Source organism: Flavobacterium sp. JP2137, assembly GCF_050562195.1.
Classification (GTDB): Bacteria; Bacteroidota; Bacteroidia; order Flavobacteriales; family Flavobacteriaceae; genus Flavobacterium.
In genome coordinates this window covers 1380152-1405431 of the sequence record NZ_CP191647.1, presented here as the reverse complement: position 1 = coordinate 1405431, position 25280 = coordinate 1380152, and the positions used below count along the sequence as shown (strand labels likewise).

The 25280-nt window shown below is 35.9% G+C and carries 18 protein-coding genes and 2 tRNA genes; 11 read left to right on the top strand and 9 right to left on the bottom strand.

The window, feature by feature from the left end; translation table 11 throughout:
- Positions 1 to 28: 28 nt before the first annotated feature.
- The 4 genes from ACQZ43_RS06130 to era form a co-directional block, all read right to left on the bottom strand.
- Positions 29 to 373, bottom strand: coding sequence for a hypothetical protein (locus ACQZ43_RS06130; RefSeq protein ID WP_430615075.1), 345 nt, complete (start codon positions 371 to 373; stop codon positions 29 to 31).
- A 208-nt stretch (positions 374 to 581) separates the two neighbouring features.
- Entirely contained in the window at positions 582 to 3359 is a 2778-nt protein-coding gene (locus tag ACQZ43_RS06125; protein ID WP_430615074.1) for an outer membrane beta-barrel protein, read from the bottom strand.
- Between the two features lie 67 nt (positions 3360 to 3426).
- Complete coding sequence (gene der, locus ACQZ43_RS06120) at positions 3427 to 4731, bottom strand: ribosome biogenesis GTPase Der (RefSeq protein WP_430615073.1); 1305 nt, start codon at positions 4729 to 4731, stop codon at positions 3427 to 3429.
- A gap of 118 nt (positions 4732 to 4849) precedes the next feature.
- Positions 4850 to 5734, bottom strand: coding sequence for a GTPase Era (gene era, locus ACQZ43_RS06115; protein ID WP_430615072.1), 885 nt, complete (start codon positions 5732 to 5734; stop codon positions 4850 to 4852).
- 117 nt (positions 5735 to 5851) lie between these two features.
- Here era and ACQZ43_RS06110 point away from each other — a divergent pair.
- A tRNA-Met gene (locus ACQZ43_RS06110) sits at positions 5852 to 5924 on the top strand.
- A 114-nt stretch (positions 5925 to 6038) separates the two neighbouring features.
- Positions 6039 to 6111 (top strand) — tRNA-Met (locus ACQZ43_RS06105).
- Positions 6112 to 6352: 241 nt separating this feature from the next.
- Here ACQZ43_RS06105 and ACQZ43_RS06100 read toward each other — a convergent pair.
- Both ACQZ43_RS06100 and ACQZ43_RS06095 read right to left on the bottom strand, forming a co-directional pair.
- On the bottom strand, positions 6353 to 7288 hold the full coding sequence (locus tag ACQZ43_RS06100; RefSeq protein ID WP_430611751.1) for an ISAon1 family transposase: 936 nt from the start codon (positions 7286 to 7288) through the stop codon (positions 6353 to 6355).
- 37 nt (positions 7289 to 7325) lie between these two features.
- The gene (locus ACQZ43_RS06095; protein ID WP_430611753.1) at positions 7326 to 7679 is read right to left on the bottom strand and encodes an ISAon1 family transposase N-terminal region protein; all 354 of its coding nucleotides are present in this window, start codon (positions 7677 to 7679) and stop codon (positions 7326 to 7328) included.
- A gap of 550 nt (positions 7680 to 8229) precedes the next feature.
- Here ACQZ43_RS06095 and ACQZ43_RS06090 point away from each other — a divergent pair.
- The 9 genes from ACQZ43_RS06090 to ACQZ43_RS06050 are packed head-to-tail and all read left to right on the top strand — an operon-like array spanning position 8230 to position 20030.
- Positions 8230 to 8955: a DUF6577 family protein gene (locus tag ACQZ43_RS06090; protein ID WP_430615071.1), complete on the top strand. Its 726-nt coding sequence runs from the start codon at positions 8230 to 8232 to the stop codon at positions 8953 to 8955.
- A 28-nt stretch (positions 8956 to 8983) separates the two neighbouring features.
- On the top strand, positions 8984 to 10036 hold the full coding sequence (locus ACQZ43_RS06085) for a nucleotidyl transferase AbiEii/AbiGii toxin family protein (protein ID WP_430615070.1): 1053 nt from the start codon (positions 8984 to 8986) through the stop codon (positions 10034 to 10036).
- Positions 10033 to 11016: a DNA-methyltransferase gene (locus ACQZ43_RS06080; protein WP_430615069.1), complete on the top strand. Its 984-nt coding sequence runs from the start codon at positions 10033 to 10035 to the stop codon at positions 11014 to 11016. The genes ACQZ43_RS06085 and ACQZ43_RS06080 overlap by 4 nt, the downstream gene beginning before the upstream one ends.
- Complete coding sequence (locus ACQZ43_RS06075) at positions 11013 to 13028, top strand: ATP-binding protein (RefSeq protein WP_430615068.1); 2016 nt, start codon at positions 11013 to 11015, stop codon at positions 13026 to 13028. Before ACQZ43_RS06080 ends, ACQZ43_RS06075 begins: the two co-directional genes overlap by 4 nt.
- Before the next feature lie 5 nt (positions 13029 to 13033).
- The gene (locus ACQZ43_RS06070; protein WP_430615067.1) at positions 13034 to 14374 is read left to right on the top strand and encodes a DNA double-strand break repair nuclease NurA; all 1341 of its coding nucleotides are present in this window, start codon (positions 13034 to 13036) and stop codon (positions 14372 to 14374) included.
- Positions 14371 to 16599, top strand: coding sequence for an AAA family ATPase (locus tag ACQZ43_RS06065; RefSeq protein WP_430615066.1), 2229 nt, complete (start codon positions 14371 to 14373; stop codon positions 16597 to 16599). Before ACQZ43_RS06070 ends, ACQZ43_RS06065 begins: the two co-directional genes overlap by 4 nt.
- Positions 16600 to 16605: 6 nt before the next feature.
- A complete protein-coding gene (locus tag ACQZ43_RS06060) occupies positions 16606 to 17499 on the top strand; it encodes a hypothetical protein (RefSeq protein ID WP_430615065.1) in 894 nt (297 codons plus the stop codon).
- Entirely contained in the window at positions 17496 to 18296 is an 801-nt protein-coding gene (locus ACQZ43_RS06055; RefSeq protein WP_430615064.1) for an HNH endonuclease, read from the top strand. Before ACQZ43_RS06060 ends, ACQZ43_RS06055 begins: the two co-directional genes overlap by 4 nt.
- Entirely contained in the window at positions 18297 to 20030 is a 1734-nt protein-coding gene (locus ACQZ43_RS06050) for a hypothetical protein (protein ID WP_430615063.1), read from the top strand. It begins immediately after the preceding gene.
- A 570-nt stretch (positions 20031 to 20600) separates the two neighbouring features.
- On the opposite strand, the gene istB is transcribed toward ACQZ43_RS06050, so the two are convergent.
- The 3 genes from istB to ACQZ43_RS06035 all read right to left on the bottom strand — a co-directional run bounded on the left by istB (position 20601) and on the right by ACQZ43_RS06035 (position 25227).
- Positions 20601 to 21329 carry an IS21-like element helper ATPase IstB gene (gene istB, locus ACQZ43_RS06045; RefSeq protein WP_430613386.1) on the bottom strand — a complete coding sequence of 243 codons (729 nt, stop codon included), beginning with the start codon at positions 21327 to 21329 and terminating at the stop codon, positions 20601 to 20603.
- Between the two features lie 23 nt (positions 21330 to 21352).
- A complete protein-coding gene (gene istA / locus ACQZ43_RS06040) occupies positions 21353 to 22912 on the bottom strand; it encodes an IS21 family transposase (protein WP_430614454.1) in 1560 nt (519 codons plus the stop codon).
- Between the two features lie 395 nt (positions 22913 to 23307).
- Entirely contained in the window at positions 23308 to 25227 is a 1920-nt protein-coding gene (locus ACQZ43_RS06035; RefSeq protein WP_430615062.1) for an ABC-F family ATP-binding cassette domain-containing protein, read from the bottom strand.
- Positions 25228 to 25280: the final 53 nt, after the last annotated feature.

Below are 25280 nucleotides of genomic sequence, written 5' to 3'. Positions count from 1 at the left end.
GACCAGAGCAATTACAACTGATCAGTACTCAATCGTACATTTCTATTTTCACCGTTGCACCCGCTTCTTGAGCTTCCTCCACTAAATAATCATATAAATCTACACCAAGGGGAACAGAAATTATTCTCTTCCTCCATTCTCCGGGAAATTCAACCGATTTTATCAAACGGTTTTCTTCATATAGGGTAGCCTTTGCCGTCTCCGCCGCGAGCTTGTACGTTCTCTCTATAACAGCACATTTCCTAATTGTAGCTCCTTTACAAGGATTATTTGGGTTGGTACTAGCTTTTTCTTCATAATAGGTAGAAACCGTCGTTTGACCATAACCGACAAGCGATACGCAAATCGCAAAGAACATTAATATGGTTTTCATGTTAAAATGGTTTTAGTGATTAAAATGACCGAAGTCATTCAAATATAAACACCGAAATTCTATTTAACCAAGTTAAAATTGTTAAAAAAAAATACTTTTAACAATATTAATCGATTTTTAATACATAAAAAAACCTTTGTAAATATTCATAAGAATACTCACAAAGGCCTTTCTATGCGCTTATCAATTAATTAAAAATCCGAAATATCTAAAAACTTTTAATACGTATTCTTCCCGAATTTCCTCTTTTAGGTCGCTCATTAGTCGTTTTTTTACCGCCGAACTGATCGATTTTATAAGTCAGCGAAAACATGACATACCGTTTTAACACGGTGTTTTCCGCATCGATTATCGACGTAGGATCGATGGTTCTCGTCGTGCTTATATTTTGATTTAACAAGTCGTATACCTTAACCTTGGCCGTAAATTGCTTGTCGAAAAAAGCATAGGACAAGCTGGTGTTCCACAAATAAAAATCCCGTTTAAATCCAGGGGCGATGTTCGAATTGTAGGTATAGCCAAAATCATTGCCAAACACCCAGTTTTCCGGCCAATACGCAGTGGCCTGCAGTTGGAGACGGTGCGAGAAATTGGTTGCAGCCTTAACGGCATAGTTCTCGTAGTCGGTCGTATTGGATGTATAACTGTACGACGGCATAATCGAAATCAAATCGCCGTAATCCCAATTGAAATAAATTCTTGGCGACAATCCGCTAGACTTTGCCCTGTACTGTTCGCCATCGGTAAAGCCCTTACTGTTTCCATAGGTGTAACGCATATCCACGCCATAGCGCAACTTGTGCTCGTCTATAGTGTGCGATTTGCTCCAGTTTCCCCCAATCCAATAGGAATAGGCTCCCGACAATTCTTTATAGGTGGTGGTACGCATTCGGTTTTCGTCATAAACCGAGGAGGTCACCGCCTGATTGTCGAAATAATTCCCCCCTCCATAAACGCTGTATCCCGATCGACTCGCAAAATCGTAATTTCTAAAGCTCAAAAATGTCGAATGGAATTTATTGGGGCTCAAATCCGGATTTCCGATAATGGTATTCAAGGGATTCGTGCGGTCTTCGTAATCCAAAACTGCCCGAGCTTGTTGCAGCTGCGTATTGTATTGGTACGAACCCCAAAAAGACTGCTTCTTATTGAATTGATAATTCATATACGCCGTCATCGCAGGCAGTACGTATTCCTTGGAAAAAGCAATATCGTTGGTTTGATAAACCGCATTGACGTCGAATTGTGTAATGGTCAGTCCAGGCGCCAAGTTCAAATTAAATTTCGATTTTGAAATTCGAATTGCCGTTGTTGGTTTTACTACCCGGGTTTGGGTTTGGTAATAATTCGTCAAATCGGTATTGAGTTCGTCATAACCTTGGGTACTGTCGTTAAAATCGAAAACGCGGTCGTCTTGAACGCTGTTTTTCCAATCGTAAGCCAAATGAAACTCCACAGCCAAAGAATCTACTATGGGCTGAGAGTATTCGAATTCAAGACTGTAATTGTCGGAAGTGGAACGGGTGGTGTTAAACTGTTTTCTAAAATCGTTTTTACTGGGATCTTGAAAAAAAACGGTCTCCGAATCGGTACTGTTTTGCCCCTCGTCGTTGCTGTTCTGATTGCTCAGGGCCACGGTAAAATACTGCCCCTGCTTGCCGAAATTTTTCGAATACCGAATCTGATTGGAAAAATTGACACCGTTAGCGGTGTTGAAACTCTGTAAACGGTTCTCATTTAAGCGACTTCCATCTTGATCGACGGCGTATTCATCTGAGGTAAACCGCGAGGTACGGTGAGACTTAGACAGCTTGGGCGACACGAAAATCGTCGCTGTGGAATCGATTTTATACTCTACAGAAAAATTTCCGTTATGGGTTTCACTGCTTTGTTTGGACTGGGAATTTGAAAAAGTGGTAAACTCGCCTGAAGGCAGTAAATTGATTCGGGTAGCGCGATTTTTGTTTTCGCTATCGCTGGAATTAAAAAAATAACTACCCGCGGTGCTCAAATCCTCAATAAACTCATCGGCGTAGTTAATACCCACCATATTGGACTGGGTAATACCGCCGCCGGAACCGCCACCGCCGCCATAACTACCGCTTCTGCCGCGGCCGCCTCCCATATTGTCAAACACTTCATCCATGGAAAAACCACTGGCATTGATGTTGTTTGAAGAAGCCAGCACGCTTATTTTTTGCTTGCCCTTAAAATAATTGGCTATGGCACTGCTTTCATAGCGTTTATCCGATCCATATCCGCCCATAAACTTTCCGAAAAACCCCTTGTTCTTGTCTTCATCTATCGTTAAATTGATGCTGACATTATTGGAACTCGAGGCCCTTTTGGTAAACTCTTCTTTTTTGGTTTTAGTATCGGAAATCTGCACCTTATTAATCAGCTCTGACGGCAGGTTTTGCAAGGCGATTTTCCCGTCTTCATCGAAAAAAGGCTTGCCGTTGACCAAAATCTGATTGACCTCCTTGCCGTTGACCGTGATTTTTTTGTCGGCATCGATCTCCACCCCCGGCAATTGTTTTAAGAGCTCTTCCACATTGGCATCGGGACGCACTTTAAAGGAGGCCGCATTGAATTCGACCGTATCCTTTTTGATGCGTATAGGTGGAATATCCGTCACGATTACCAGTTCGTCCAAATTGGTGGTCACGGTTTTTACCTGAATTTCAGACAGGTCAAAATCACCGATCAACTCGGGATAATGCTGAACAAAATCCGAATAGCCCAACATGGAAACCTTGAGAAAAACAGGCTTGTTTTGCTTTTTAACCTTGAGATTAAAATCGCCTTTACCATTGGTGATCGTATAATCGACCAAGGTAGAGTCCTTGAGGACGGACAAAAATACCGTGGCGGACTCCACGGGTTTTTTATTTTCATCAACTACATTTCCCTTTAATGCTATAGTGCTCTGTGCGTGTGCAAAACCCGTTAACAGCAGCGCTAGAAATAGTATGGTTTGTTTCATTTTGGAGCAAAAAAAAATGCGGTTTGTTTGGATAAACAATAACCGCATTTTTTTATTTATATAAAAATTATTTCTGTCTGAAATACAAGTCAATGGGAACGCCGTTGAAATCGTAGATTTCGCGCAGTTTGTTTTCGATGAATCGCTTGTACGGATCCTTTACATATTGTGGTAGGTTGGCAAAAAATACGAACTGTGGTGTCGCTGTTGGCAGCTGCATACAATACTTGATTTTTACGTACTTCCCCTTTAATGCAGGCGGCGGTGTTTGCTCAATAATCGGCAACATCGTTTCGTTAAACTTCGAAGTCGCTATTCTTCTCTTACGCGTTTCGTAAACCGCTACTGCCGTTTCCAAAGCTTTTAGCAAACGCTGTTTGGTTATGGTCGACGTAAAGATAATCGGCACATCGGTAAAAGGTGCGATTTTCTCGCGGATATCCCTTTCAAATTGAACGGTGGTCATCGTTTCTTTTTCTACCAAATCCCACTTGTTAATCAAAATAACGATTCCCTTTCTGTTCTTCTCTGCCAACCAGAAAATACTTTGATCCTGACCTTCAAAACCACGGGTGGCATCGACGATCAATATACACACATCACTGTGTTCGATAGCTCGAACCGAGCGCATTACCGAATAGAACTCCAAATCTTCTTTTACCTTGGCTTTACGTCGGATACCAGCGGTATCGACCAAGTTAAACTCAAAGCCAAAACGGTTGTATTTGGTATCGATAGCATCTCTTGTAGTGCCTGCAATATCGGTAACTATATATCTATCTTCACCGATTAAGGCGTTGATAAAACTCGATTTTCCGGCATTAGGTCTTCCCACAACGGCAAATCTAGGCAGCTCTACTTCCTCGACAATCGGACTATCTGGCAAAGCAATCACCAAGGCATCCAATAAATCTCCCGTACCGCTACCGGTCATACCAGCAATGGTAAAATATTCTCCCAATCCCAGGTTATAGAATTCGTAAGCGTCTTTTTCTCTTTGTCCGTTATCTACTTTATTTACTGCGAGGAAAATGGGTTTGGTCACTTTTCTAAGCAACTTGGCCACTTCTGCATCCATAGGAGTAATCCCCTCTTCCACATCTACCATAAAGATAATCGCATCGGCCTCGTCAATCGCTAATTCTACTTGGCGTCTGATTTCCGCTTCAAAAACATCATCCGATCCCTTTATATATCCTCCGGTATCAATTACGGAAAATTCTTTTCCGTTCCATTCACTTTTGCCGTAATTTCTATCACGTGTAACTCCACTCACCGAATCCACAATGGCTTCTCTTCTTTGAATCAATCGATTAAAAAAGGTGGATTTTCCTACATTTGGTCTCCCAACTATGGCTACTATATTGTTCATAACTCCTATAAATATTTTGCAAAGGTACTATTTCGATGCGAGATTTTGATTCTTTTTATTTTTCAATTGTGAATAAACCTCATTATTCTGTATTAAATCGAAAAAAGTAGCGCTTTTGCTATTTTTGATTGTATCCAAAACGGCGCAATTGAAAGGCGCTGTTTCTCCAATCCTTATTCACTTTTACGAACAATTCGATGTGAACCTGCTTGCCAAAAAACTTTTCCAATTGCTCTCTGGCCATAATTCCCACTTTTTTAATGGCCGCTCCTTTGTGTCCAATGATAATTCCCTTCTGACTGTCGCGTTCTACCATGATCAAAGCGCGGATGCGAATAATCTCTTCATCTTCCAAAAACTCCTCTGTTTCGATTTCGACCGAATAGGGAATTTCCTTGTCGTAACACATCAATATCTTCTCGCGAATGATCTCGTTTACAAAAAAGCGCTCGGGCTTGTCGGTCAAAGTATCCTTGGGATAATAAGCCGGCGATTCCGGCAGCAGTTCAATAATGCGCTCGAAGACCTCGGTTACGTTAAACTTTTCTAAGGCCGAAATGGGAAAGATTTCCGCATTGGGAACTTTCTCTTGCCAAAGCGCTACTTGTTCGACCAATTCCTCTTGATTGGAGAGGTCAATTTTGTTGAGCAACAGCAATACCGGTATGGTCGAATTGGTAATTCGCTTAAAGAAAGCTTCGTCTTTGAGTTCCTTTTCACCGATCTCTAGCATATAGAGTAAGATGTCGGCATCTTCAAAAGCCGACTTTACAAAATCCATCATGGATTTCTGTAAGTCATAAGCGGGCTTAATGATTCCTGGCGTATCCGAAAACATGATTTGAAAATCATCTCCGTTAACAATGCCTAGAATTCGATGTCTCGTGGTTTGTGCTTTGGAGGTGATAATAGACAAACGCTCTCCTACAAAGGCATTCATTAGAGTGGATTTTCCGACGTTCGGATTCCCGATTATATTTACAAAGCCTGCTTTATGTGTCATGTGATATTTTTTTTCGTTGACAAAGGTAGCTATATCAATCAAATAGAGAAAATAAAAAATAAAGAGCTTTAAATTCTTTTTTAATACAAAAAACGTTGTACATTTGCACTACAAAATCGCGGGATAGAGCAGTAGGCAGCTCGTCGGGCTCATAACCCGAAGGTCACAGGTTCGAGTCCTGTTCCCGCTACTAAGTTACTCCTTGTTAAAAAAGGATGTCCATTATCAAAAAGCCCTTCAGATTCACATCTAAAAATAAATTTTGATAATTCAAAAAATTGCATTATATTTGCACCTCAAACATCGCGGGATAGAGCAGTAGGCAGCTCGTCGGGCTCATAACCCGAAGGTCACAGGTTCGAGTCCTGTTCCCGCTACTAAGCAACCACTCTTTTCAGAGTGGTTTTTTTCTGGTTATATCCGAGATTAAGACGAAAAAAAGCGGATTCGATGATTCGATGATTCGCTTTCGATTGTAGTAAAGTCGAAGAATCTGCTTTTGGATGAAGACCAATCTCTGTCGGAATTAAAAATTGTGCAGCTGTTGAAAAAATGCGCACCAGCAAGATGCTGGCGCGAGCGCGTATCAAATTAAAGGATCAATCCTAAATGTTGTGTTTATGCAAAAATAGTGACTAATCTATATAAGAAGAATTCTATATCTCTTACGCCTCTAAACTGAGTTCTAAAAGCTTTGATTTTGGCATTAAAGGATTCTGCAGAAGCATTGGTACTTCTGTTGTCAAAATAGTTTAAAATAGATTGATAGTTTAGCTGTATGGTATTGACTACCGTATTAAATGTTTTGAGATTACTGTTTTCGATTTTATTATACCAATGTGCTAGTTTAGTGTAAGCGACTTCTTTTACTGTTGTTGTATTATAAATGTTTCGCAGTCCTTGTACAAGATTGTAAGCTTGTTTTATGACAGGAAATTCTCTAAAGATAATTTTGGATCTAGTTTTTTGATTTTCAGTCCATTTATCGCTATCCATGCATAGCAAATATCTACTTCTTATTAGGAGTTGTTTTGGAGTGTCTCCGTTCTCAAACTCTTGAGCAACGTACGCTATATTTGCTTTCCTGGCCTCTTTAATAGCTTGATTCTCGTTATCCAACGCTTTCCAGCGTTCCTGAATACGAATGTCTTGTAAGGCTTCTATGGCTAATTTTTGTACATGAAAACGATCAGTTACTTGTATGGCGTTAGAAAAACTCTTGCTTACAATGTTTTTCATAGAACTAGCCATATCTAAGGTTACTTCGCGTACTTTTCTTCTAATTTTTGAGCTGATAGTAAGTAGTTTCTCTACAATAGGTTCAACCTTAGTTCCTGAAAATATGGCTACTAAGCTTCCCTTTTTTCCTTTAGCTCTTTTATTGGTTATGATTGTGTATAATTCCCCCTTAGACAATGCTGTTTCGTCTATAGAAAGATAAGGACCTATGTTCTCGGGATATATAAGCCATTCTTTTGCGTGATCCTTTACACTCCAATTACGAAAGTCACTTAAGGATTCTTTGTATTGTCGCTGTAGTTTTTTGCCATCCACACCAAAGAAACCACCAATGGTACGACAGTCACTGGTCTTAGTATCGATTAATTTCTTTTAAAAAAGAAGCGAACTCTGTTGTCATACGAGTTCCCTTAGCTACTAATTCCCAGTCTCTTTGCACTAATTTGCGAGATTCCTTCTCAAGCCATCTTCGGCGTTTCACGTGAAGATAAACACTGTTTCCTCGCAAGGGAAAGTCTTGTATGGTGGTTTCGTTGTGGAAACCGTGAGCAACCAAGATAAGGTCCTGATGCTCTATGGGAACAACATTGCGCTCTTCAAAATAAAGATGCATAATTTCTGCTTGCTTGGTGGTTTTTACCAAATCAAAATGCTCTACTAAGAATTCGGGTAATATCAATTTAAGTAACTCTACATAGTTGTCCACAGTATCTCTTTTTTTTGCAAAAATCGGAAGTTTTTTTTAATTCACACACAACTTTTGAGAATGATCCAAATTAAATTCCACCAAAAAACATCCGAAGCAATTCCTCCGCTGCTGCCAGCGTCACGCGGGTATCCAAAAACTCCTAATTACAGAAGAAACAAAGGATAAAATCCAGGATATTTTAGAAAAGATAAGCCAAGTGGAAATATTTATCCGGCAGGATCTCATAAAACGTGTCAATCAAAAACACTTGGGATAAAAAAACTAAAAACGCTTATAACCGATTTTTGAATCCTGTTATTAGCGTTTTTTTATGACACTGTCCAAAAAACAAGCTTAATTCAAGCAAATTAAGCCAGTCGTCTTTCGTTATTTTAAGGTTTCCAGTTCTTCTTGAACCAGTTCCCCCATCAACTCAAAATTAATTCACGCCAAAAAAAAGATTTAAAAACCCATAAAAAATAATCGTAATTGAAATACAGCTTTGACAAAATATGATATTTGTGCCGAACTTATATTATTTTGTGTTACATTTACAATAAAAAAGATTTTGGCAGAAGCATTAGAAAAACATATTAATCGCTATTTCAAAGGAAATGAAAGACTTTCCAAGCAGAAACTTGTTGGGGCAATCAAGAAAGATTTTCCCGATTGGACTGATAATACTATTAATATGTACCTGTCAAAGCTAAAAAAAAGGGGAATTGTAAACGCTCCTTCGAGAGGGATTTATGAAATGGATAGTCACACTCCTTTTCAACCTAATATTTCAATTAGTTTAAAAAGAATGTTTAATAAGGTAAAGCGCGAATTTCCTTATATCTCGTTTTGTATTTGGGATACAGCTTGGTTGAATGATTTTATGCGTCATCAACCATTTAAACATTATGTGGTTTTTGAGGTAGAAAAAGATGCAATCGAGTCTGTTTTTACATTTTTAGCCGAAATTCATAAAAACGTTTTCTTTAATCCTGATGAAGAAATATTTGACCGCTATATTCATCATCAAGATGGAGTCCTTATTGTGAAGAATATGGTGTCGGAAGCTCCTTTATTAGAAAAAGAGAAAATTGTTATTCCTGCATTGGAAAAACTATTAGTGGATATGTTGATTGATACCGAACTTTTTTCGGCGCAACAAAATGAAATGGAATTTATAATGCGGACTGTTATGGAGAAATATACGTTAAACGAATTGAAAATGCGTAGATACGCTGCGAGAAGAAATAGAGAGCCAGAAATCAACGAGATTTTAAATATAAGTTCGGCAAAATAAATTTATTTACGCCAATATTATACAATTTATGATAGATATAAAATCATATACAATAGAATGGATTACCGACTTGCGCAATAAGTTGGGAAAACGCATTGACCCAAAACTGCTTGAAAAGGTAATATTCGCTTTGACACTATTGGAACAACTGCAATTGAATAATCTAAATTTTGTATTTAAAGGGGGAACAGCTCTACTTTTAGCCACTGAAACACCTAAACGGTTTTCGATAGACATTGACATCATTACAGAAGAACCAGAGGATAAAATTAAGGAGGTTTTAGAGAAGATTAGCCAATTAGAAATGTTTATCCGTTGGGAGGATGATAATAACCGAAAGCATACTCCCGATGCACCCATTGGACATTTTAAAATATTTTACAAAAGCATAGTAGATGGTAACGAAGAACCCATACTATTGGATTTATTGTACACACCTAATCCGTATCCTGAAACAAAAGAATACCCAATAAATCATAGTTGGTTAGCCACATCAGGAAAAGAAACCACCGTTGTGTTACCAACGTTTGAGGCTATTCTGGGAGATAAATTAACGGCTTTCGCTCCAAAAACCACAGGAATATTGTATTCAAAGAATCGTCCTGTTGAAATCATTAAACAGTTGTATGATATAGGTTTCTTGTTTGACCAAGTATCAGACCTCAACGTAGTAAAGGAAAGTTATTCGAGAGTAGTACAGGAAGAAATTGGCTATCGAAATTTAAATATGAATGCTGACGATGTCCTAAAAGACACTTGGCAAGCTTGTTATACATTGGCAGAAAGGAATATGAAGTCTGATGAGTTCAAACATTTGCAATTGGGCATTAAGAACTTCACGAATTTCATTATTGACCGTTTTTCGATAGAAGAAGCTATAACAGTGTCAGCTAAAGTTGCCTATCTGACTTCATTGCTTAATAAAGAAAATCAGGAAATTGAACGGTTTAAAAATCCATTGGAAATTAAGGATTGGTTGATTGAAGACCAAGCCTACAATAAACTAAACAAATTAAAAAAGACCAATCCGGAAGCTTTTTTCTATTGGTATAAAGCGATTAATATAAAAATATTGAAATGATTAACATCAAATATCAAACAGATAAAGGTAAAATCATTGAAGGGAATTCAATAGAACTTTTGAGCACGGTACTGAGAGAAGAATTAAAAGGAAAAGTAAACCTCATAGTAACTTCACCTCCATTTCCTCTAAATAATAAAAAACATTATGGGAATGAAAAAGGAGAAGAATATAAGGATTGGTTTACAAAATTAGCTCCAATATTTTCTGATCTTCTGACTGATGATGGTTCACTAGTTATTGAAATTGGAAATGCATGGGAACCAGAAAGACCAGTTCAATCTCTATTGCATTTAGAGTGCCTTTTAGGAATGGTTAAACATCCTGAAGCAAATCTAAGATTAATTCAAGAATTTATATGTTATAACCCTTCTAAACTTCCTTCGCCAGCTCAATGGGTAACCGTGAATAGATTAAGAACAGTGGATAGCTATACCCACGTATGGTGGATTGCGAAGAATGATTTCCCAAAGGCAGACAATAGTAAAGTACTACGGCCTTATAGTAAGAGTATGCAGCAATTATTGAAGCGTCAATCTTATAATTCAGGTAAGCGCCCATCGGAACATCAAATTAGCGAGAAAGGATTTTTAAAGGATAATGGAGGGAGTATCGCTCATAATTTTTTTGAAATGGAAGCTTTGGATGAAAAAAGAGAGGTTAGGCTACCACATAGTGTATTAAGTTTTTCTAATACAAATTCTAATGATTATTTTCTAAAAACTTGTAGAGAAAATGGCATAACACCACACCCAGCCCGTATGTCTGGTGGGTTGGTAAATTTCTTTATTCAGTTTTTAACAGATGAAGGAGATTTGGTACTAGATCCATTTTCAGGAAGCAATACAACTGGATATTGTGCTGAAAAACTAAACCGTAAATGGGTATCCTTTGAAGTTAAGGAAGATTATATAGAGCAGGCTCGTGTTCGCTTCAGTGATCCATCACTAAAATCATCTCTCAAAAAAATGAAAGTATGAAAACAACAGATAGAATAAAACAACTTGCATCTGTAAATCCTTTAAAACAAGGAAAACAGCCAGAACTTTTTGTAGGACATCCTTTTTCACTTGATTATAATAAAGCTGATATTCTTGTATGTGATGATGATAAGGAAAGAGTAAAAGGAATCGCACAAGGAACTTTTTTACTTGCATTTTATGATAATGAAGAAACTGTTGAAGAAGCAATTCTTCTAAGAGCCTTGGCTCCAGCTAGATTACCGACAGATAGTGCTATGATAAGTTCTATGATCGAATACTACAAAGACAATTTACCTACTTCCGGAAAAAGTTCTAAACTAGATGATTTTACGCGTTATGAGTTTAGTTTTTCAGGGTTGGAATGTCGTGTGCTGGGAACATTCTATACGAATGGGAAAAATGTAGAATTTGGTGCGGACTTGGAGAATTTTTATTCCGCTCATCATTACAGTGTATATAAAGTCAATAAAGATGTCTTAGGATATATTGTTAACCAGAGAGATTCTCCAGACATTATTCCTGGTAACGATAATGAATTTTCTATTGGACATGTACGGTATAGTTCAAGTCTCAGATTTCAAAGCAAAAATGAAGAAGACAAGGCAGAAGTTTATATTCACCCAGCTGATCTCCTTGGAAAAAGGACTGCTCTTTTCGGAATGACAAGAACAGGTAAGTCTAACACTGTTAAAAAGGTTATAGAGGCAACTGTACAAATATCTTCAAAGGCGACTAAAAAACTAGCTGATGTTTCGACTGAGAATGTGGAAGAGTTTTTAAAAAGTTTTGAGGACAGCGGTGCACCAAAATTTCCTGTGGGACAAATAATTTTTGATATTAATGGGGAGTATGCAAATGCTAACTTACAAGATGGAAACGCTATTTCTGACCGATATAATGATGATGTAACAAAGTATAGTGTTTTAAAAAAGAAAGGATTTACTGTGCTGAAAGTAAACTTCTTTAAACAAATTCAGTCTGGATTTGAATTAGTTAAAAGCTTTCTTTATGATGAGAATGGAGATTATGTAAAAAGTCTTTTGGCAATAGATTTAACTGAACCTGATAAATCGGATAAAAGTGCTTATATAAGATGGGAACGAAAAATAGCAGCATACTTATGTTGCCTTCACGCTGCTAAATTCTCACTGCCAACCGACATGGCGACTATAAAATTCTCAGGCAATGATGAACTAAACAAGTTGGTGAAAAGCGATGGAAGTTTAAAGCCTGATAATGGTATTTCCTTTGATGAAGCCGTGAATTGGTTTACGACAATATGGGAGAATTACAATTCTCATAAACATTTTTCCGATTATAGATCAAAAAAAGGCAGAGAGTGGGCTGATGAAGATTTAAAAGCACTCCTTGTGTTTTTAACTAGAAAAAGAACTCCCGGAGGAGCCGTGAATGTGAGTGGTTATCAGAAATTACGAGGTATTGTAGAGCAACACACAAATACAGGAGTAAAGGCATTTGAAGAAGAGATCATTGAAAAACTAAGGGAAGGTAAAATTATTATTATTGACTTGTCGCAAGGAAACCCTAAGATACAAGAACTGTACTCTGAGATTCTATGTCAAAAAATATTTAACCATTCTATGAATAGATTCATTAGTAATCATCCTAATAATTTTATCCAATTCTACTTTGAAGAAGCTCATAATTTATTTCCCAAAAAAGACGATAAAGATTTAAGTCAGATATATAATAGGATTGCCAAAGAAGGGGCCAAATTAAATCTGGGAATGATTTACGCTACACAGGAAGTAAGTTCAATCAGTTCAAACATATTAAAAAATACTCAGAATTGGTTTATAGCACATCTAAATAATGAGGATGAGATAAGGGAACTCAGAAAGTATTATGACTTTGATGATTTTGCGGATGCATTAATTCGTTTCAGTGCGAAAAACGATAAAGGTTTTGTAAGGATGAAAACCTATTCTAATCCTTTTATTGTACCTGTGCAGATTGATAAATTTTCAGTTCAAACCTCTTCAAAATAAGTGTTATGGCATACAGTAGCAGAACAGGTAAACGTCCTGATGAGTTAGCCAGTAAATCATCTCATTCATTTATTATAAATGATGAAGAGGTTAGGACGTTTTTGGAAAATTGCGAATATCCAAAATCCGCCGAAGAAGTAGAATTGGATAGGTCTCTTGTCATTCAAGTTCAATATCCGGATGAAAATCCAATTGAACATATTATAGCAATGGATGGTGGTTACTCTACTATTCCGGTAAAGAAAACATTCCCTTCTTCGCTTATAACATTTTTCCAATTTGGAGAGATTTTCCTAAATACAGAAGATTTAAATAACATTTCTGAAATGCCGTTTATTTCTAGGGAATCGATGTCAGCACTTAAAGACTTAGAAAGGAGCAAATTAGTGCTTCCGACAAAAAACGTTTCGTATAATAGCAATATAACCTTAACTCATTCTGTTCGTCGTACAATTTATGAATACTTTAAAAAGAAAGGAGATGAAAAGAATAATTTACTTTCTACAACACATTGGCTAATCTTTAATTTGTTTGATCAACCTGTGGATAGTTTTAACCTAACCACTTGTCCTCATTGTGAAGAAAAAAATCAAGATATTTTACGTGCAAATTTCAACAGCGAATACACTACTAACTGCCCAGAATGTAATGGAATATTATATCTGACAGACTGTTTCAGATTACATGAAGTAATTGATGACGAACTCGGAGCAGGTGGAATTCTCGGCTACGTTGTTAACTTAATCGAGCAGATAAACATTATACATACAATCAAATATATCAAAGAAACCCAACCTAAATTGCTGGATAAATTTTTCTTTATTAAAGATGGTCCATTAGCATTCTTTGGACAAACAGCTAATATGCATAAACACGTTCGGAAATTATGCAATTATTTATTTAAATATCATAATCTTTTTTTAGCCGGTTTAGAAAAATCAGGAGCATTTGTAGAACATGCGGATGAAATCAAAAATCTATTAGAACCGGGAGAAGCTTTATTGCTCAACAATAAACACATTTATTCCTATATTTTACCAGGGGATTCTGACAATCCACAGCCTTATGCAGGTACCTCATACTATAGTTCTAAAATTATCTTTAAGTCAAGAGATGAGAAAGTATATGTAATTACGCTTCCTGTAGAAGATGAAAACGTAGTACTGAATCCACAAAAAGCTGATTTTATAAATTTGGACACGATACTATGGAATATAGAAAAGCTAAGATGCGATATGTATGATAATTCAATCGTCCCAGTAGCTTTAGCTAATAAGCTCATTTCATTATCTAGTCATCCTAGCTCGAGTATCCTGGAAAAATTTGCTAAAAAACATACAAAATGATTTACGTAGAAAGAAATAGTATTCCTGTACCTGAAGTCTTTTATTCAAAGGAAGTTGAAATAGCAAAAAAAAGACTGGAAGAGTTCTATTTAAAATCAAAAGAGAGCAGGTCTCAGCAAAAATACTCACAACCCTTTCAAATAGAGTTGAGAGATAAATTTCTCGAAGCACTACGACATGTATTTAACGATAAATGTGCATATTGTGAGTCACATGTACAAATTTTTGAAGGACGGCCTGCATATGATCATTTCCGTCCCAAAGGAGGAGCCAGAGGATTGGACAAGGAGTTTTCAACAGATCATTATTGGTGGTTAACCTATGATTGGAATAATATTTACTTAAGTTGTTCTCACTGTAATCAATATAAATCTACATGGTTTCCAGTTGAGGGGAAAAGAATACCATTAAATACACCTTACAAAGAAGTGATATATCATGAAAAGGCTCTGTTGGTAGATCCATGTATAGATAAGCCCCAAGAACATATAATTTACAATGAAGAAGGTGAAGTTGATTTTCTTACTCCTATGGGAAAAATAACCATCGAAATTATTAAACTGAATAGGATTGAGTTAGTAAGAGCTCGAAAAAAAATTATACAAGAGCTTAAAAGAGAGTGGGAACATTTTTCTACGTTGTTTTCTACTCCTGAAAAAAACATGAAGTCCATTAATAAAATGGTGAAATCTTGGGGGAATATTTTTAGTAATGATTCGAGTAAACCATATTTAGCTATTCAAAGACAAATACTCACTAAATTATTTAAAGAGGCAGGTATAAATGATTATTTGAATAACCGGGATTTTAAAATATTTCAAGAATCTGAAATTCTAAAAGGGAAACCCTTGAATTTTTTAGAAGAGGATATAGAAAAATTTGCTAATAAAGTTGAATTAAGTTTTGAAGATAAAGAAGAAATTAGTCAAAACTTAAACATAGATGACATAAAGCATATATATGTTGAAAAAATAGAATTGAAAAACTTTAAATGCTTCTCTTCTTTAGAATTAGAATTTAATCATAATTCTGATTCTATTATTGAAAATGAACCCTGGTTATTATTTCTTGGCGAAAATGGTGTTGGAAAAAGTTCACTTTTGAAAGCTTTTGTAATTGGCTTGACGGGCAATGAATATATAAAAAGTTTAGAGCTAAAAGGTAAAGACCTTTTAAAACATGGTGCAAAGACTGGATTCATTCGAATACATCTTGTAGGTGCAATACGACCTATAGAGGTAACTTTTAATAAAACAGAAATTCGAACTACACTGCATCAGCCCATAGTTAATATTGTAGCTTATAATTCTATACGTTTAAAACCAAAAGAAGGAAAAATTCAACCTGAAAAAGGAGATTTTTACGGAGCTAAAGCCAAAAATCTATTTGACTATACATTTTCTCTCATAGATGCTGATAGTTGGTTAGTTAAATTATTCAAGAAAGATAAAGATGCGTTTGACCGAGTAGCAATATCTCTAAAAGATTTAATGCTTTTGGAAAATGATGACACTATAAGTATTCAAAAAAATCAACCAGTAATAAATAGGAATGGTGATGTTTTTTCAATTGATGAACTGAGTGATGGCTATAGATCAATCTTCTATTTGGCGGTTGACATTATGGCTACTTTAGCAGGAGAAAATGTAACATTTGATTTAGCAGAAGGAATGGTACTTATTGATGAAATAGGTACTCATTTACATCCACGTTGGAGAATGGAAGTAGTTACACGTTTAAGAAAAGCTTTTCCTAAAATTCGTTTTGTAGTAACAACACATGAACCACTTTGTCTGAGAGGATTAAGATCTGGAGAAACTGTTGTACTTACTAAAAATCAAGAAAATGAAGTAATAGCGTTAACGGAGTTACCCGACCCAAGTGAACTACGAGTAGATCAGATATTGACTTCCGATTTTTTTGGATTAAAAAGTACAATAGATCCTGAAACTGAAAGACTTTTTGATGAATATTATGCAATTCTTGCATTGGAAGAAAAAGACAGAAGTGAAGGACAAAAAAATCGTCTTTTAGATCTAAGCCAGATTATACCTCGGATTAAACATTTGGGAGATACAGAACGTGAAGAGCTTACCTATTATGTAATTGATGAATTGCTTGCCCGAAAGACAAGAGAAGATGGACCGAAAATCAAAGAGGAATTAAAAGCAGAGGCACTGAAACGGGTTGAGAGCATATGGAAAACTATGGACACTAAAAAATAGATCATTATGATAAAAGTTGATAGATCTGAAGTGCCCAAACCATCTGCATTAGATAAAAAAAACAGATCGGGTAAAACAGAAACAGAAAGAGCAATTGAACATTACACTTCTCCTACTTTTGATGGAACGACTAATTTCGAGTTTAAAATATATTCAGATACTGAGGTAAAAGACGCATTAATAAAGTTATTTAAAGAGAAGTGTGCCTACTGCGAAAGTACATTTCTTCATGTTTATTCTGGTGATGTTGAGCATTTTCGCCCTAAAGGAGAAATTGAAGAAGCTAATCCACATAAGAAACCTGGTTATTATTGGCTAGCCGCAGATTGGGATAATTTGTTGTTGTCTTGTAGAAACTGTAATCAAAAGCTATCCCATTCCATGTACGGGATAGGAACTAAAAAGACAATGGGAAAAATGAACCAATTCCCTCTATCAGATGTGACAAAATATGTACGTAAGCATGATAATGTTAATGGTATTAAAGATGAAGAACCATATAGGCTCCTGCTAAATCCATGTATTGATAATCCGGAGGATCATTTAGAATATGGTGATGAAGGCGTTATTCGTCCTAAAAAAGATGAGGATGGAAACGAAAGTGTCAAGGCTAAAAAATCAATAGACATCTATGTTTTACAGAGAATGTATCTTGTCCAATCTCGGGAAAAGAAACTTATTGAGATACAGGCACAAATACAAAGAGTGAAAGAAGCCACTGAAAATTATAATGATACTATTGGATCTCCAGACACAACAAAGAAATTTTACTTTGAACGAATCTTAAAAAGAGAGATGGAGGGATTAAAAAAGTTTTTAAATCCAGAAGAAGAGTATGTTGGTATGGCTAGACAAGTTGTGGGAGATTTTCTAATGGTAAATTTTGGTATCTCAGTATGAATTGGGTAAAAGGAAATAGAGAACAATTAGAGATATCAAACTATGTTCTGAAAGCTGATACTACTTCAAATTATTGGTTCGGAATATCACAAAAGAAACTCAGTAATTATAGAACTCAGTTTGATTCAAACTTTAGTATTATACTATTTGGCAGTGAAAATGATGAAGGGGATTTCTATATTATGCCATTTGCAGCAATACAGGATCTTTTGATAGAGAAAAACTTGTACTTTCTTGAAGGAAAACGGCAAAGATGGGTTGGAGATATTCGAAATCATATACTAAGAATAAGAAATTCTAACATTGAGAGGAATATTTCTGAGTTTTTTAGTTTACCTCAGATAGATTATAGTAAACCTATTTTACAAAAAGATAATCTAAATGACTATGCAATAGAAAATGCAAAAAGAGAAATACAAATAAGAATTAAGCAATCCACTTTCCGAAAAAAGGTGTTAGAAAATTTTAACTATAAATGTTGTCTAACAAGAGTTACAGAAAATGATTTATTAGTAGCAAGCCATATTATTCCTTGGTCAACTAAAATTGATACAAGATTATCACCTCATAATGGTCTCTGTCTTTCTACCTTATACGATAGTTTATTTGACAAGGGATATTTTACACTTAATGAAAAATATGAAGTAATCATTGCATCAAAATTAGATGCATTGAGTTTACAAACTCAAAATTGGTTGAATGAGATTTCCGGAAGAGTAATTTCAAAACCTGTAAAACATGAAATTAGTCAAATTGCTTTAGAGTACCATCGAAATACAATTTTTGATAAGTTTTAAATGGACAAAAATCAAATCATATATAAACTAGTCGGAAATCTGTTGGACATTCAAACAGATGGAGAACATATTACCGTTGCTGAATTAAAAACAATTGATAAGAACGAATTGAAGGAAACCATTGATGTCAATACCGCTTTAGTTTCGCCAAGCCTAATTAATAAAATAAAATCATCACATGTTAATCCATACGTAAATCTACCAGGAGCCTACTATAGAGAAGATTATGAATACAAACCCTTATTCTCATTATATCTTTCAAAATCTTCAGGATTAAATAAAGTAGAACCTTTGGTGGTTTCCTGGTGTTCTGGTAATCACACGACATTCATGATTGACCAAGGCTTTTTAAGTGCCTTTAAATTATCACCACGTCTATTAGTGGATGAGATTTTATGGGATGATTTAAAAGAACCTGAATACGATGTAGTAAAAATTAAACCTCTTTCTGAATATGAATTTATAGTCCATTCAGAGGCTTATGTAAAAGTTAAAAAAGATTATTTAAAAACTTATTTAGAGTTTAGAAAGAAAGTCGCTGTACAGGTATTCACCATAAAAAAAGATATCGAAATAGATGAAGAAATTTCTAGACTACTTAAAAACAAGCAATACTTTATAGAAGAATTTAAACAGTTCGAAATAAGGATAAGCAAATTTGAACATAAAGAAAATATAGTCCGTATAGAAATAAATGGTTTCAAAGTTCTTTTAGAAAATAGTGTCCAAAATGAGAAGGAAGAAACAGTTACAGGACATTGTTGGAGAGGAATTGATGGGTTAGTGACAGAGTGGCGAGCAAGACATGAAATTCCATTTGAGCATGTATATGTTTCTGATAAAATACTGGCAGTCTATGAAGCAGATGAAGATTATGAAGTTCATCCTTTATCTGGAAGTGTCAGCTATAGAAATCAATGGGCAGTAACACATTGTGATCGTGTTGGAAAGAATGCTATTAAAATTAATATCAAAAAACTGTACGAGGGTAATAGGTACACAGTAATTGATTTTTGGAATAAATTTTCGATTCACCCATCCGAAATTATTGAAGGCGAGAATATTGTTGAAAAAGCAGAACGTTTGACTAGGAAGTTCTTTTTGTTTGGACGAATATTTACAGGTTTATTTAATCACTTATTCGAACTTAATTATTCAGCAAAAGACTTAATTGGTTTAGATGAAGAACATATTGAATATACAGGATGGTCAGAATTCCCCGAATTCAATGCTATTGCTCAACACGTAGATTTAAAATCTTTTTCCAAAGAACAATTTATATCCAGATGTAAAAAGCTATACATTTTGGTAGGGGAAAATCTTCAAGAAAAACCTTTACGCAAGATTGTAAATATGTTAGAATTTCCCGTTTCAATAACTAAAGAATTCAGAAGTATAAAATTGCTTGAATTGATTATAGCTTATCTGAAAATTTCAGACGAAAGTGGTTTACAACCAGTGGATAATAAAGAAACCCTTGTAGAGAGAGTTTTAGAAATTAAAAAATTTAACGCATTAGTAGAATTATCGGCTATGAATAGTATCAGACAGTTAGATGCTCATAAAACTAATGATTCAAAAACAAGACTTCATAAAGCGTTAACGGATTTGGGAATACAGCCTAATGCTATTTCGAATAATTATGTGGACGCTACCTGGAAAGTTTACGACAGTATTGATGAGATGTTTGAGAATTTGAACATGTTTCTTTCAAGTGTTTATGATTTGAGATAACTATAAAAAAGAACAATCCTCTAAACAGTTGCTTTGCAATAACGTGTTTTTATGTACCTAAACTTTTCGTATTTAATACTTCCAAGCATTCCAAATCTTCAAGAAAATGTTTCGAGATTTGTTCGGTTGGGGCTACTAAGCAAGGCTGTCTCATAACTCGAGATGGCCTTTTTTTATTCAATATTTTTACTTAAAAAACAAGAATGATATTGTATTTTAATTTCATTCCAGCTTATTTTCTTATAAAAACATCTCAAAAAACGAAGAGCGCGTATCAAATTAAATTCCACCAAAAAAACATCCGAAGCAATTCCTCCGCTGCTGCCAGCCTCACGCGGGTATCCAAGAACTCCTCATTACAGAAGAAACAAAGGATAAAATCCAGGATATTTTAGAAAAGATAAGCCAAGTGGAAATATTTATCCGGCAGGATCTCATAAAACGTGTCAATCAAAAACACTTGGGATAAAATGTATATTCCGGTGAAAGTGCACCACCATTCCGACAAAGTACACCAGTTAGACTACCTCTTATAAATAATCATGTACTTCACTGATATTATCAAATTTACTAAATTTTTCTTGTTCTTAGAGATTTTCCTTTTAAAGTTAATCGATGTGCAGAAGCTGTCAATCTGTCAAGTATCGCATCAGCTAAAGTTGGCTCATCAATAAAGTTGTACCAATTCTCAATAGGTAGTTGAGAAGTTATTATTGTACAGCTCTTTCCATAGCGATCTTCAAGTATATCAAGCAGAGTTAATCTAGCATCTGGAGTTAAAGGTTTGAGTCCAAAATCGTCAAGGATTAATAGGTGTTGATTAGAGATATACTTAATCCATTTAAGGTAAGTACCATCTAATCTTGTCTGAGCTAAGTTCTCGATGAAGTTACTCATACTAAAATAGGCTGTTTTGTAACCTAACATACAAGCCGATCTGCCTATAGCACAAGCTAAGAAGCTTTTACCACACCCCGTAGCACCTGTAATGAGTATGTTTTCAGATTTTTCTAAAAAAAGGGTATCAGAAAGTCTTAATACTTGTTCTCTTGTAAGTCCGCGCTCTTCATTGCATATGATCTGTTCAGGTAAAGCATTATAACGCAATTTACTTGCTTTTAAAAGCCTCTTGGTTTTAGTTTCCTCCCTATATTCTATTTCAGCCTGTGCCATATTAGCTAATAGTTCATGAATGTTTTGTTGCTCGTGAATCGGTAGTTGACAAGCTGCTTGGTAACGATTAGCCATAGCTGTAAGTCGTAGATTTTTCAGTTGTTCTACTGTTTTGTCTGTGTTCATAATATTATATATTTAAAAAGGTTTTATTTATATGCTTCTGCTCCACGTAGGTTTTCGTGTTCAGGTATTTTCTTAAACTCTATTTCAGCGTCTTCTATCATATCCATGTTATTATCAAGGATGTTTTTTAGCACGCTATAATTGAAACGCACTCCTATTAAAGCTCTTGTGCAAGCTTTTTCAATGCGTTGTGGATGGGATTTAGCTAAACGCAGGATACCTAAGCAAATTTGATAAGTATGATCAACATTAGGTTTGCTATCTAAAACTTTTTGAAAATACAATGCTGTATTTGAACCATATTCAGAAGCTACTTTTAAATAGTGATTCGCATCCCAAGTTTGGCTTTCTAAGAACGCTTGATGATTATTTGGGCGATGGGAAAGCTCTGTAGTAAAGTGGTTCTTTGAATAATTTCTTATATGTGCTGCAATTCGTTCATTGCCAAAATAGATTTCAACATAGTCCGTACAGTAGATGATTCGCACTTGTTTGCCTATATAACGATAAGGAACACTATAGTAATGCCAATCTTTTCCCAGTACTATATGGTAATTCTTTTGAACTTTTGCTTGAGTATAGTTTTTAGACACATAAGGAGTTAATGGGAGTACTTGTAAAGTTTGTTTTTCTTGTGTTTCAAATAATTCTTGACGACTAAAAGTTTTCTTTTGAAAGTTGAGTAAATGGTGATCTTTTATTTTTTCAAGTATACTCTTATTCAAAGATTTTAAAGAATAGAACTCTTCATTTCTGAGTTTAGCATACACCCGTCTGTAGGTAATTTTAACCATATTCTCCACGGAAGCCTTATCTTTTGGTTGATAGGGTCTTGCAGCTAATAGATTTATGTTGTTGTGATTAGCCCATTGCACTAGTGTTTCATTAAACTCTGGTTCATAGCGATTTACCTTCTTAACCCACTGTTTCATATTATCAGAGATAATGGATTTTGAAGTTCCTCCAAAGCTAGCCAGTCCATTATTCAAGGCTTTTATTATTTGTGGTACAGTTGCATCTACAAGAGCTTCTACATAGGCTAATCCACTAAATGGTAGAATCATTACCAATACAGGACAAGATATTATTTCTCCAGTAGATCTATCTATATAAGTTAATTTGTCTCCCGCAAAGTCTACTTCAATTAATTCCCCTGGCTCATGGTTAACGCTTAATGTAGCTCCTTTTATCTTTGAAAACTCACTCAGAATTTCACAAAAACGAGAGTATTTAAAGCCTTCAGGATTTTCTAGAATATACTCTTGCCATAACAAATATTTAGTAACACCTATTTTTTTCAATTCTATCAAAAAATAAGAATATACAGATTCTAAATGAATTCTACGCTGATTATCTAAAATGGAGTCTTTTTCTATTAAAACTAAACATTGAGCTAAATCACTATCTTCCATAGATACTAGCTCTGCTAATGAATAATTAGTTTGTTGTGCTAGCTCTAAATAGGACGCTATAGTTCGACGATTTATACCTGTTTGCAGAGCTATATTTCTTTGTGAAACGCCTCTGTCTAAAAACAACAGTACTTGCTTTATTTTGTGCATAGGAAGAGTTTTATTAGCCATATTTAGAATAATGTTAGGGTTAAAAACATATCCTAAATTAGCTTAATTAATATTTTATACTCTTCAGTGGTGTACTTTGATTTGGAATAAGTGGTGCACTATATGCCGGAATGTCAGTTGTTTATTGATAAAAAAACTAACACTACTGGTGCACTTTAACGGAATAAGTGGTATACTTTGTCGGAATAAGTGGTGCACTTTGTCGGAATTAATGGTATACTTTGATGGAATAAGTGGTGCACTTTAACGGATTCGTGGTGCAGTATAGAGTGGAATATCCAATAAAAAAACTAAAAACGCTTATAACCGATTTTTAAATCCTGTTATAAGCGTTTTTTTATGACACTGTCCAAAAAACAAGTTTAATTCAAGCGAATTAAGCCAGTCGTTTTTCGTTATTTTAAGGTTTCCAGTTCTTCTTGAACCAGTTCCCAGTCTTCCATTAAAGTATCGAGGTTTTTCTTTTTCGCTTCGTACTCCTTGAAGAAAGACTCATTCTGCATCAGCTTTTCGTAATCAACAGCCAGTTTAGCGTCGTCTTTTTCAATTTTTTTCTCGAGTTCCTGTACTTGGCTTTCAATTTTACTCAACCGATTTTGCAGGGTCTTTTGCTTCTTCTGGTCGTCATAAGAGAGCGCTTCCACCACTTTCTCGACTTTTCTCGAGGCTTTGGGCACTGCGGCTTTCTTTTCTACTTCGCGCATATTTTGCAAATTGCGCTGTTCCAAGAAGTAATTGATATCTCCCAAATATTCGCGTATCGCCTGATCTTTGAACTCATACACTAGATTGGACATTCCCTGAAGAAAATCCCTGTCGTGGGAAACCAGTATCAAAGTTCCTTCAAAGTTCTTTAAAGCCGTCTTTAAAACGTTTTTAGACTTAATATCCAAGTGATTCGTCGGCTCATCCATCAACAAGACGTTGATCGGCTGTAAGAGCATTTTACACAGGGCCAAGCGGTTTCGCTCGCCTCCAGAAAGCACTTTTACCTTTTTCTCTACCACATCGCCGCGAAACAGGAAAGACCCCAACATATCGCGTACTTTGGCGCGATTGGAATCCGTTGCCGCTTCCAACATGGTATCGAGCAATGTCTTCTCGCCATCGAGATGGTCCGCTTGATTTTGCGCAAAGTATCCGATTTGAACATTGTGTCCCAATTTGATATTTCCCTCGTATTCAAACTCGTCGACAATCGCTTTGATCAAAGTCGATTTTCCCTGTCCGTTCTGACCTACAAAGGCAATTTTTGACCCGCGTTCTACCAATAAAGAAATGTCTTTAAACACCGTTTTATCGCCAAAGCGCTTCGTCACTCCTTCAATTTCCAAAACCACTCTACCCGGCACTACGCTCACGGGAAACGAAATATTCATCACAGAATTATCGTCTTCATCCACTTCGATGCGCTCTACCTTGTCCAGTTTCTTGATCAGTGACTGCGCCATAGAAGCTTTAGAGGCCTTAGCCCTAAATTTCTCGATGAGCTTTTCGGTCTCCTCAATCTTTTTGGCTTGATTCTTTTGGGTGGCCAATTGCTTTTCGCGCAACTCCTGACGCAATTCCAAATACTCGGAATACGGCTTGTTGAAATCGTATATTTTACCTAGAGAAATCTCTATAGTTCTATTGGTCACGTTGTCCAAAAACATCTTATCGTGCGATACGATAGCCACAGCACCGGGATAACTTCTCAAAAACTGCTCCAACCAAATGATACTTTCAATATCCAAGTGGTTGGTCGGCTCATCGAGTAAGAGTACATCATTGTTTTGCAACAACAGCTTGGCCAATTCGATTCGCATTCTCCATCCACCGGAAAACGTATCGGTCAGTTTGTCGAAATCCTCTCTTCGAAAACCCAGACCCAACAATACTTTTTCCGTCTCTCCGATATAATTATACCCACCGATAATTTCAAAGCGGTGCGTTAAATCGCTCAATTGTTCAATTAATTCCGAATAACCTTCCGATTCGTAGTCGGTACGGGTTACCAATTGTTCATTGACGGATTCCAATTGATTTTCGACTATTTTAATATCGACAAAAGCCTGATAGGCTTCGTCCAACACCGTTCTTCCCAACACAAAATCGATATCCTGCTTTAGGAAGCCGATCGACAGCTCCTTTTCCGTAGCGATGCTACCGGTATCGGGTTCTACCTCTCGCGATAAAATTTTGAGCATGGTCGATTTTCCCGCTCCATTCTTCCCTACCAACCCCACTCTATCTCCAGCACCTAAGCGGAACGTTACGTTTTCAAACAAATACGTTCCCGAAAAAGAAACCGATAGATTATGTATATTTAACATGTATTATATTTTCAATTAGAAGCTTAACTCGTAAGCATTTATATTATTTGACT

Excerpts from the sequence above, each read along its gene's own strand:
- istA (WP_430614454.1), bottom strand. The coding sequence starts at position 22,912 with ATGGCTAATAAAACTCTTCCTATGCACAAAATAAAGCAAGTACTGTTG.
- der (WP_430615073.1), bottom strand. The coding sequence starts at position 4,731 with ATGAACAATATAGTAGCCATAGTTGGGAGACCAAATGTAGGAAAATCC.
- ACQZ43_RS06075 (WP_430615068.1), top strand. The coding sequence starts at position 11,013 with ATGAAAACAACAGATAGAATAAAACAACTTGCATCTGTAAATCCTTTA.
- ACQZ43_RS06035 (WP_430615062.1), bottom strand. The coding sequence starts at position 25,227 with ATGTTAAATATACATAATCTATCGGTTTCTTTTTCGGGAACGTATTTG.
- ACQZ43_RS06070 (WP_430615067.1), top strand. The coding sequence starts at position 13,034 with ATGGCATACAGTAGCAGAACAGGTAAACGTCCTGATGAGTTAGCCAGT.
- ACQZ43_RS06050 (WP_430615063.1), top strand. The coding sequence starts at position 18,297 with ATGGACAAAAATCAAATCATATATAAACTAGTCGGAAATCTGTTGGAC.
- istB (WP_430613386.1), bottom strand. The coding sequence starts at position 21,329 with ATGAACACAGACAAAACAGTAGAACAACTGAAAAATCTACGACTTACA.
- ACQZ43_RS06080 (WP_430615069.1), top strand. The coding sequence starts at position 10,033 with ATGATTAACATCAAATATCAAACAGATAAAGGTAAAATCATTGAAGGG.
- ACQZ43_RS06085 (WP_430615070.1), top strand. The coding sequence starts at position 8,984 with ATGATAGATATAAAATCATATACAATAGAATGGATTACCGACTTGCGC.
- ACQZ43_RS06060 (WP_430615065.1), top strand. The coding sequence starts at position 16,606 with ATGATAAAAGTTGATAGATCTGAAGTGCCCAAACCATCTGCATTAGAT.
- ACQZ43_RS06065 (WP_430615066.1), top strand. The coding sequence starts at position 14,371 with ATGATTTACGTAGAAAGAAATAGTATTCCTGTACCTGAAGTCTTTTAT.
- ACQZ43_RS06055 (WP_430615064.1), top strand. The coding sequence starts at position 17,496 with ATGAATTGGGTAAAAGGAAATAGAGAACAATTAGAGATATCAAACTAT.
- era (WP_430615072.1), bottom strand. The coding sequence starts at position 5,734 with ATGACACATAAAGCAGGCTTTGTAAATATAATCGGGAATCCGAACGTC.
- ACQZ43_RS06125 (WP_430615074.1), bottom strand. The coding sequence starts at position 3,359 with ATGAAACAAACCATACTATTTCTAGCGCTGCTGTTAACGGGTTTTGCA.
- ACQZ43_RS06130 (WP_430615075.1), bottom strand. The coding sequence starts at position 373 with ATGAAAACCATATTAATGTTCTTTGCGATTTGCGTATCGCTTGTCGGT.